The organism is Methanomassiliicoccales archaeon, from assembly GCA_026394375.1.
Taxonomy (GTDB): Archaea; Thermoplasmatota; Thermoplasmata; order Methanomassiliicoccales; family UBA472; genus JAJRAL01.
Map to the genome: position 1 here is coordinate 95370 of JAPKYJ010000003.1, position 10396 is coordinate 105765.

The 10396-nt window shown below is 58.1% G+C and carries 6 protein-coding genes and 1 tRNA gene; 5 read left to right on the forward strand and 2 right to left on the reverse strand.

The window, feature by feature from the left end:
* Positions 1 to 15: 15 nt before the first annotated feature.
* Positions 16 to 123, forward strand: a tRNA-Ser gene (locus tag NT137_00575).
* Between the two features lie 636 nt (positions 124 to 759).
* On the forward strand, positions 760 to 5208 hold the full coding sequence (locus tag NT137_00580; protein ID MCX6651840.1) for an Ig-like domain-containing protein: 4449 nt from the start codon (positions 760 to 762) through the stop codon (positions 5206 to 5208).
* Positions 5209 to 5338: 130 nt separating this feature from the next.
* Here NT137_00580 and NT137_00585 read toward each other — a convergent pair whose 3' ends face one another.
* A complete protein-coding gene (locus tag NT137_00585) occupies positions 5339 to 5899 on the reverse strand; it encodes a hemerythrin domain-containing protein (protein ID MCX6651841.1) in 561 nt (186 codons plus the stop codon).
* A 123-nt stretch (positions 5900 to 6022) separates the two neighbouring features.
* Between NT137_00585 and NT137_00590 the strand changes: the two genes are divergently transcribed.
* Both NT137_00590 and NT137_00595 read left to right on the forward strand, forming a co-directional pair.
* Positions 6023 to 7459 carry a TldD/PmbA family protein gene (locus NT137_00590; protein MCX6651842.1) on the forward strand — a complete coding sequence of 479 codons (1437 nt, stop codon included), beginning with the start codon at positions 6023 to 6025 and terminating at the stop codon, positions 7457 to 7459.
* The gene (locus tag NT137_00595) at positions 7456 to 8787 is read left to right on the forward strand and encodes a TldD/PmbA family protein (GenBank protein ID MCX6651843.1); all 1332 of its coding nucleotides are present in this window, start codon (positions 7456 to 7458) and stop codon (positions 8785 to 8787) included. Before NT137_00590 ends, NT137_00595 begins: the two co-directional genes overlap by 4 nt.
* A gap of 30 nt (positions 8788 to 8817) precedes the next feature.
* On the opposite strand, the gene larE is transcribed toward NT137_00595, so the two are convergent.
* Positions 8818 to 9639, reverse strand: a complete 822-nt coding sequence (larE, locus tag NT137_00600) for an ATP-dependent sacrificial sulfur transferase LarE (GenBank protein MCX6651844.1) — start codon at positions 9637 to 9639, stop codon at positions 8818 to 8820.
* An 88-nt stretch (positions 9640 to 9727) separates the two neighbouring features.
* Between larE and larB the strand changes: the two genes are divergently transcribed.
* On the forward strand, positions 9728 to 10396 hold a 669-nt coding region (gene larB / locus NT137_00605), incomplete at its 3' end, for a nickel pincer cofactor biosynthesis protein LarB (protein MCX6651845.1).

A 10396-nucleotide genomic window follows, 5' to 3' on the forward strand; every position in this document is an offset into this window, starting at 1 on the left:
ATTGGCAGAAGCCGCGCCGAGGTAGCCTAGCCCGGAAAGGCGGTAGCCTCGAATGGACGTTTGATCTCCGAGCGAGCTACTGGCGGTAACGCCTCGGGAGTTCGAATCTCTCACTCGGCGCCATTCACTCTCCTTTCAGGTCTGGGCGATCTTGGCGCATCGTTCATGACTTGGACCTTCCGTGTTATTCTTTCTGATAGTGTTAGAGAATGCACCGGGGCAGGCTATCCAGCTATGCGGGGGCTTGCATCGGCATTTGCGACCAGCGTGCCATACTTTAAATACTATGATAAAAATTGGTGTAATCCAAGAGAAACTTCCAGGACCACTGGAGAGTTTCAAGGGAAAGGGATGTTACAGATGAAAAATCGCAATAGGTTATTGTTATCAGGCGCTTGCCTGATGATGCTCTGCGCGCTGCTTCTGAGCAGCGTCGCGGTATCAGCCGATGGCGTCAGCGTTCCTGCAGCCCCTATGGCTGCAGGAGACTATACTGTCACCATCAGCTCGCCGACGAACAACTCATTTATCAACACGGGCGCAGGCACTGTATATTGGAATGTGACCGATTTGGGTCCAGCTTCTGACACGAATTGGTCCGAAACGAGAATCTGGCATGGCACCTGGGGTTCCTGGTATAATGACACCGTGAACATCAGTCATGAATATTCGGGTCTAGCAGACGGAATCTATTATGTCAATGTCAGAACAATGATGAATGAAACGGCTGGACCAACGGTTGAAAAGGACCGCGCCAACGTGACTTGCACCGTCGATACGACCGGCCCCGTGACAACGATTACATTCCCCACCGATGATTGGGAGACGCAGCTTGTCAACTTCACTGCCTACTACAATGCCACTGATGCCCTATCCACGGTGGATCACTTCATGGGCAGGTTGATCAACAACACTGGCCCCTACACCTATGGTTGGGTGAACGTTGGCCTGGACAACGCCCCATGGATCATCAACTTCACATCGGACGTGAATCTTACATCAGGATGGTGGACGCTAGAGGTCCAAGCATACGATAACCTGACGAATCCCGGCAACATAGCCTCGGTGAACTTCAACATCACGCCGGACGTGGACATAGTTGTGCCAGCGGAAGGCGGCTATTACCCTGGCAATTTCACCGCGTCGTGGACTTACGAACTTGTCCAGAACACGCTCCTCGGTCACTTCGAGCTCAGGCTCGCAAATGCCACCTATGACAGCGGCTGGGTCATATTCGGGACCTCGACCTCATTCTACATCACCCAACTCAACAACTGGAATGATTTGAACGGAACCAGCCTCACGAACAGTAATTATACGTTCATGGTGAAGCTCGTCGACAACACCACGTTCGAGTACACTGATAGCGTCGGGTTCAATGTTGATAACGTCGATCCGGTCGTGGACATCTATGATCCGGCCGATGACGTCATCACCAATCAGCAGAACATGACCATCTTCTGGACGGGAAGCGATGTCTGGACTGGCGTTGATCACTACGAGATCCGCCTCACCAACGACACTGGCTTCGACTCCACTTGGGTGGATGTTGGGTTGAACGTTTCCGCATGGATAACCAATCTGACCAGCGGATTGCTCCTTGACCAGGGCAACTGGACATTCAACGTGACCGCTTTCGACATGGCTGGAAACAGCGCGTGGGACGACGAGGAGATCATGGTGGATCTGACCTTGCCATACGTCAACATCACCTACCCAGCGGACGACTGGATCACTAACGTGGTCAACTTCACCCTGGTGTGGGAGGGCAGCGACATAATCAGCGGGCTCGATCACTTCGAGGTGAACTTGACGAACAGCAGTGGTCTTGATTCCGGTTGGGTCGATGTTGGCCTGGACCTCAGCGCGTACATAACCAACTTCACGGTCGCCCATGCTGACCTCGAGGATGGCTTCTACCTCATAGAGGTGAAGGCGTTCGACAAGGCTGGCAACAACGCTACCGACGACGAAGAGTTCCAGATCGACACAGTGGATCCAACATTATCTATCACACACCCCACCAACGACACCTATTGGAATAATAATAACTTCACCGCGGAATGGAACGCGACCGGTACAGGCACGGCGATCGACCACAGCGTGGTCAAGATAACCAACCTGACCGCGACGCCAGTCACCATGACGCTGACGATCACTGGAACCACGAACACCACAAAGATCGGCGACGTCTGGGGAAGTAACCTGTCCGATGGGGCATACCTGATAGAAGTGACTGTCTATGATATGGCCCTCAACCACGTTTCGAAGGAGGCCAACTTCACCGTCGACACCGTTGGACCGGTCGTCGAGTTCGTGGTACCCGAGGATGTTTCTGGACGCTGGTGGACTAACGACAATAACTTCACCGTCGAGTGGACCGTGGCCATAAACCTGGCACCGATATTCAACCAGACGCTCTGGATCACCAACAGCACTGGTGGCGTGATCAATATCACCTACCTGGCTGTGAGTGCCCTGAACTACACAATCTGGGACCTGTTGGGCAATTTGACCCTGGAGGATGGCAACTATACTGTCTTTCTGAACGTCACTGACGAAGCGGGCAACTATGAGCTCGAGGTACAGGACATCGGTGTGGACACCGTTGGATCGGTGGTCGAGTTCGTTGTGCCTGAGGATATGCTTGGCCGCTGGTGGACCAACGACAACAACTTCACCATCGAGTGGACAGTGACCATCAGCCTGGCACCGATATTCAACGAGACGCTTCAGATCACCAACAGCACAGGTGGCTTGATCGGGACCGCCTATCCGGGCGTGAGCGATCTAAGCTACGATATCTGGGACCTGTTGGGCAGTGAAGTTCTGGAAGATGGCAACTATACCATCTACCTGAACGTCACCGATGAAGCTGACAACGTCGTCAATAAGGTACAGGACATCGGTATTGACATCGTTGGACCGGAATGCGAATTCGTGGTGCCGTCGACTGTGGACCCTGTTTGGTACACTAACGACAACAACTTCACCATCGAGTGGACGGCGACAGCCGACATCTTTGGCGCTCCGATCGTCGACCAGATGCTTCAGATCACCAACTCAACTGGTGGCTTGATCGGGACCGCAAACCCAGCCGTGGGCGTCCTAACCTACGACATCTGGGACCTGTTGGGCAGTGACACTCTGGCAGATGGCGCATATACCATCTACCTGAACGTCACCGATGAAGCGGGCAACGTCTGCAATGAAGCGCAAGATATCATCGTCGACACCGCAATTCCGTCCCTGGATATCACCTATCCAGCGAGCGGCGGCTACTTCAGCCGGACCTGGATGAACGTCACCTGGGTTACTAGCGACCCGGACGGCATGCAGAACACCACGGTGTTCCTCAATGGCGTGCTCGTGAGCGACCAGAGCTGGACCCAAATGTGGTATAACTTCACAGGTCTGGGACAAGGCTTGCAGAACGTGACCGTCAAGGCGCATGACATCATCTGGAACGAGGTCGTGAAGTCGGTGGAGTTCACCGTCGACACCATCTCGCCGACGGTCGTCATTAGCCAGCCGCTGGTCGACGCGTACATCAACACGACTTCAGTCATGGTCGTCTGGACCGCTAGCGATAGCGGATCCGGGATCAACTACACTGAGGTAAGGATCGACGGCAACGCGACCTGGACGAACGTGGGCACCGACGAAGCATACACCTTCACCGGACTGATCGACGGTGCGCACACAGTGGAAGTCAGAACCTTCGACATGGCGATGAACACCGCAGGTGCCAGCCGGAGCTTCACCATCGATACTGTTGCGCCGGTCGTGACGATCAGCGACCCGTATGAGGGTCAGCTGTTCGATGTCGACACCGTGACGGTCTACTGGAACGGCACTGACCTGAATGGAATAGATCACTACGAGGTCAGCTACAACGGCGAGCCATTCGAGTCCGTTGGCAGCGACATCAGCAAAGTGTTCGAAATGCTGAACGATGGAATGCACAACGTTGTCGTGAAGGCGTTCGACCTGGCCATGAACACGAACACGTCGTATGTGAACTTCATCACCGACAGCACCGACCCGGAAGTGACCATAAGCTTCCCGGCACTGGGCTACATGACCAACATGGACAATGTGACGGCGTATTGGAACGCAACCGATGCCACTAGCGGTGTCAACCACACCACTTATGCCATCGACGGCGGAGCGGCGGTCAAGATCGAGGGAGTCGGACCCTACAGCATGTGGTTCGCTGCCTTGAGCGAGGGATCGCACACGGTTGACGTAGTCGCCTATGATGTCGCAGGGCACCACAAGGGAGCTTCTGTGTCATTCCTGGTGGATCTGAACGCGCCGACCATCGAGATCACTGCACCGGTTGAGGGCCAATACTACAACGTCGCCCTGATACACGGCGCTTGGACCGTGGTCGACGATCAATCGGGAGTGGCTGAGATACTGGTCAAGCTGGACACCGCTGTCGACTGGACATCCATCGGCTGGAACGCCACGCACGACTTCGCTGCACTGACGCACGGTGACCACACCATCTACGTGAAGGCCATCGACAACGTCACCAACGAGAGGGTCGTGAGCGTCACCTTCCACGTGGACCTGGTCGCACCGACCATCACTGCCAAATCCCCGACCGGAGTGGCGGTGGCGATCGGAACGACCGTCAGCGTTACCTTCTCTGAGGCGATGCTGACGTCCTCGGTGAGCATCGTCGGCGTGCCGGCAGTGACCATGGGCACACCATCCTGGAACATTGGCAACACAACCGCCACCTGGACCCAGCCGGTGGGCGGTGCGCTTACCTACGCGACGAACTACACCCTGACGGTGAGCGGCACTGACCTGGCGGGCAACGCGATATCCGGCGACCGGACGATCGTGTTCAAGACCATCACCCAGGTGACCGGTATCGTAAAGGACGCCAATGGCAACCCGATCCAGGGCGCGAACGTGTCCCTGAGCATGCCCGGAATGACGACGGTCTATGCATTGACCGACGCCACCGGACACTTCGCCATTGTCATCGCTGGCGGTACCTACGCACTGAAAGTGACCAAGAGCGGGTTCGACGACCTGAGCAAGCAGATCACCGTCGGTCCGGGGCTGGTAAATAACCTAGGCAACTTGGGAATGAACCCGACGGCGGACTACACTCTGGCGATCGTAATCGTGGTCATCGTCCTGGGTGCGGCTCTGGTGTTCCTGTTCCTGCGCCGGCGTAAGGCATAAGCGACGAAGGTCATGCGCGTCCTGAGAAGGGCGCGCTCAAACGCTTTTCATTTTCCATCTTTTCCTTTCTTCTCGCCATTCACTGGAGGCTAGAAGGCTCGCTCTATTCCGAGAAAGTGAACGGAAAAGCTCAGCGGATGCCCTGGTAGTAGCCGGGCCCGAGGACCTCGTCCTGCATCCTCACCGCAAAGTCCTCGGCCCGCTTCACGAACTCCGGATCGAAGCCTTGGGCGAACTTGGCGTAGTCCATCGCCAGCTTCTCATCCTCCTCCATGCTCAACGCCTCCTCGAACCGGGGAAAGACCACGTCCTCCTCGTGCCGGATATGCGTCACTAGGTGGTCGATGAGCTGCCGGGCGGTGACCTGGAACTCCTTGGCCAGAGGCTCGTCCTTCTGACCCGCCTGCCGCTTCATCTTGGATATCATGGCCCGGGCCCTGCGATGGTCTAATAGAAGTCGCTCCACCTCGTCCCTCATCCCGCCCACTGCCCTTGCCCCGGCAGGAAAGAGGAATCGCTCCTCTTTCGGATGGTGGAACTTGTCCATGTACTCGTCCAGGAACCGGACGATACTGATCGCTTGCCGGCGGTGCTTCTCCATATCCTGCCTCTTCACCATCTCGGCTAGAACATCGATGACCTGGCGGATTAGGCCATGCTCGTACTGCAGCAGGGTGACGGAGAAGCGCACGCAGGGATTCTAGGAAAAGCGAGTATGTATGCTTTTTGCTGACGGTCGACGAATCTGGCGTCATTAGGCGAAGGTCTTATCTACGCGCACCACACGTTTCAAGCGAAGCTAGGAGGGAGAAAGATGGAGGATCACTTGGATTTCGTCATCGAGTTGGCGCGGAGCCTGGGAGCGACCTACGCCGAGGCGCGTTTTCAATCGGATCACAGCGAATCGAACCTTCTGAAGAATGGAGTCCCGGAGGTCTCTTCCTTCGAGACCAAGAAAGGCATCGGGGTAAGGGTGCTGGTGAACGGTGGATTGGGTTTCGGGGCCACCAATCAGATGACCAAGAAGGATCTGCGGTCGGTGGTGAAGCGCGCTCTGTCGGCGGCAAAGGAGTCGGCTCGCGTTCGCAGATCGCCCATCGTCATGGGCCCAGCGGAGATGGGCCAAGGGAAGGTGGAGATCAGGCCTCGCGTAGGCTTCGACGCCGTGGGCCTGGAAGGACGCATATCGCTCTTGCAGGAAGTAGATGAGGCCGGAATGAGGTCGGCCGAGAGGTCTGGCATCAAACTCGCCGGGCGCTACATCTCCCTGGACACGCTGACCACGGAGAAGATCGTGGTCAGCTCAGAAGGCGCGAAGGTGTACTCACGCGTACCGAGGGTAGCGATGGACATCTTCCTCACCGCCTACGACCCTCAGAAAGGCTCGGCGCAGCGCATGATCAATCTGGGCGAGTCGTCAGGCTGGGAAGGGGTGGAGCGTTGGGATGTGCCCACCACCGTAGGCAAGGAGGTCGAGGACCTGGCGAGCATACTGCTCAAGGCAGAGACGATGAAGGAGGAGACCAGCGACGTCGTCCTTGGCCCGGACGTGGTAGGAATTGTGAGCCACGAGAGCAGTGGGCATCCGGGAGAGGCGGACCGGATACTGGGGAGGGAGGCGGCCCAGGCAGGCGAGACCTATCTGCAGCGCGATTCGTTGGGCTTGAAGGTTGGTTCAGAGGTAGTGAACGTGGTGGAGGACCCGACCATCCCCCGTTCCTATGGTTTCTATCTCTTTGATGATGAGGGGGTAAGGGCCCGGAAGCGCTACTTGATCAAGGAAGGTCGAATCAGCGAGTTCCTGCACAACCGGGAGACGGCCAACGAGTTCGGGGTGGCGAGCAACGCCTCCGCTCGGTCGGTGGCCTACAACCGAGAGCCGATCGTGCGCATGTCCAACACGTTCGTCGAGCCAGGCGACCTGGGCTTCGAGGAGCTGGTGGAAGGCGTTCGGTTCGGGGTCTACATCAAGAACTTCATGGAATGGAACATCGACGACCGCAGGTACAACCAACGATACGTCGGACTGGAGGCCTATCGCATCGAGGACGGCGAGCTCAGAGGACGACTGCGCAACCCCGTGCTGGAGATGACCACTCCGGCTCTTTGGTCCGCAGTGGACGCTGTGGGCAAGGAGCTGAGGTTCAGCGCCGCCACCTGTGGCAAAGGGGATCCGATGCAGGGCATCCCCGTTTGGACCGGCGGACCTCACATGAGGCTGCGCAACGTCCGCCTGGGGGGATCGGCGTGAGGGCGGATGAGATCTGCCAGCTGGTGCTGCGCACCTGCAAGGCGGAGGGGGTGGCGGACGCGGTGGTGGCGGTCACCCAATCCGAGAACACCATGGTGCGCTTCTCCAACAATCAGATCACGGTGACGAATGCGCTCCAGGAGGCCTCGGCTTTCATCTTCGTGGCGGATTCCGGACGCAAGGCGGGCACCAACGTCGCCGACCTGTCCAAGAGGACGCTGGTCAACACATCCAAGAAGGTGGTGGAATCGGCCAAGAGAGGTCCGGCCGGGGACGTGTCCGCTCCGTTGCCGAAAGGGCCGTTCAACTACGAACCGACGCTGCTCGAGAACAATCCAGTGCCCATGGAGGCGAAGAAGCTCGTATCCTATGTCAAGGAGGGAATGGATGCGGCGTTGGGCCAAGGGGCGGAGCGGGTGGCCGGCTCGCTCATCGCCGACAATAGTCGGGTCACGCTCCAGACGAGCGCGGGTGCGTTCGGCGTGGCCAAGAAATCATCGTTGGAGCTGTCCCTGCGTGCCTTCCAATCAAGCCTCGCCTCCGGACATGCGGTGAGGATCTCGGGCTCAGAGCAGGACTTCCGGCCATCGGAAGCGGGGGAGGAGGCCGGGAGGATGGCGGTCCTGGCCAAGGACCCGGTGAACATCGAACCGGGGCAGTACGAGGCGGTCCTCGGTCCGCTGGTCTTCGCAGACCTAGTGCAGCATGCTGGCAGGATGGCGTCGGCCTTCAGCGTGGACGCCGGGTTCTCCTTCCTGGCGGGCAAGATGGGGCAAAAGGTGTGCTCCGAACAGCTCACGGTGTGCGATGACGCCACGTTGCCAGGTGCGTACGGCTCATACGCCTTCGACTCCGAGGGACTGCCGACGCGGCGGACAGCGATAATCGAGAAGGGAGTTCTGAAGAGCTACCTGCACAACAGCGCCACGGCCAAGAAGTTCGGGGTGGAGAGCACGGCCAACGCCGGTCTGGTCGCTCCGCACGCTTTCAATCTGACCGTCGATGCTGGCACAAGAAGCGTGGACGAGCTGATCCGTTCGGTTGACAAGGGCATCTACGTCACGAACAATTGGTATCTCCGCTACCAGAACATGCAGACCGGGGATTTCTCCACCATACCCCGAGACGCGATGTTCCTGATCGAGAACGGCCAGATAGGTAAGTCCATCAAAGAGATGCGCATCAGCGACAATGTCCTGCGCATATTGAGCGACACCAGTGCTCTGTCCAAGGAGCGCAAGTGGATCAAGTGGTGGGAGGTGGAGATCCCCGTCCTGGCTCCCACGGCCTTGGTGAATGGTCTCAGATTCACACGCTCGCGCATGTGATGGGGAGCAGATCGCGTCCAAGCAATCGCGCTAGCGCCGCCCTTCTCCTTTTTGAAGTGCTTCCTCCATCGAGCCGCTCCGATATCCATCGAGGTCCATGGCGACGTAGGTGAAGCCGGCCGATCTGACCGCTTCGGCCGCTTCCTCCCTCAGCTGCAGGAGCTTGTCCATCGATGCCTTAGGCACCTCTATCCTTGCCACGGTGCCATGGTATCTCACCCGGACCTCCTCGAAACCGAGGTCGCGCAACGATGACTCCGCCCTGGCCACCATCTCTAGCTTCTTGGAAGTGAGCTTCTCTCCGAAAGCAATGCGGGTCGCCAGGCAGGGATTGCTGGGCTTTTCTTTCGTCGAGAGCTTAAGCCGGCCCGATGCCTCCCTGACCTCTGACTTGGTCATGCCCGCCTCCGCCAAGGGACTGACCACACCCAACTCCCGGAGGGCCTTCAGACCCGGCCTGGACGAGCGGGCATCGTCGGCGTTTGTGCCGTCGACAACCACCAGATACCCTTCTTTCTGGGCCTGGGACGATATCAGTTCAAAGAGCTTTCTCTTGCATAGGTAGCAGCGCTCTGGGCCGTTGGCAGCCACTTTCGGGTCTTGGAGGAGCTTGCTCTCCAGGAGCAGAAGTCGCACTCCGATACCTTGGGCCAAACGGACGGCCTCTTCGACCTCCTCCCCTCCATGGAGCTCGGTACGCACAGTCACGGCGATGACGTCCCCCGCTAGCACGAGCTTCGCCGTGGCCAGGAGCAAGGTGCTGTCCGCTCCTCCGGAGAATGCGACGGCCACCCTTCCCAGCTCGCTCAACCTTCGCTGCAATGCGCGTAGCTTTCCTTCGACCTCGTCCACGTGCATGAATCGTGGCCTGACAATAAATGTTATCTCTGAGGGACCATTACACATTGCGACCTATCGGCATGGGGAGCTGAGGGACAAGATGAACATCCGTGACGTGCTGGACATGTACAAGAAGGGAGAGATCGACAGCGCCAAGGCCGAAAGGCTGCTGCGTCTGGACTTCATCGAGAAGGTGGGCGAGCATACGGTGTTCGATCACTCGCGCGAAGCGCGTAAAGGCATCCCCGAGATCATTTTCGGCGAGACCAAGACGCCCCAGCAGGTGGCGGAGATCGTGGAGAAGGTGCTGGAGGACAAGGAGGCCGTGCTAGTTTCCCGCGCCTCCGAGCAGCACTTCCGCACGGTAGTAAAACGCATCGGCAAGAAAGGGGTCAGGTATCACAAGCTCTCCAAGATGATCACCGTGGACCGCCGGGTACGGAGGAGCAAGGTAGGCAGAATAGGCATACTGGCCGCCGGCACTTCCGATGTGGCCGTTGCAGACGAGGCCAGGATCGTCGCCGAGACCATGGGTTGCGAGGTCCTCACTTCCTACGATATAGGAGTGGCGGCCTTCCACCGCTTCCTCACTCCCCTGGAGGACATGCTGAAGGCGGACGTGGACGTGCTCATCGTGGTGGCGGGCATGGAAGGCGCTTTGCCCAGCGTGATAGGCGGACTGGTGAACAAGCCGATCATAGCCGTACCCACCAGCATCGGGTACGGCGCCAACTTCGGCGGATTATCGGCATTGCTGGCCATGCTCAAC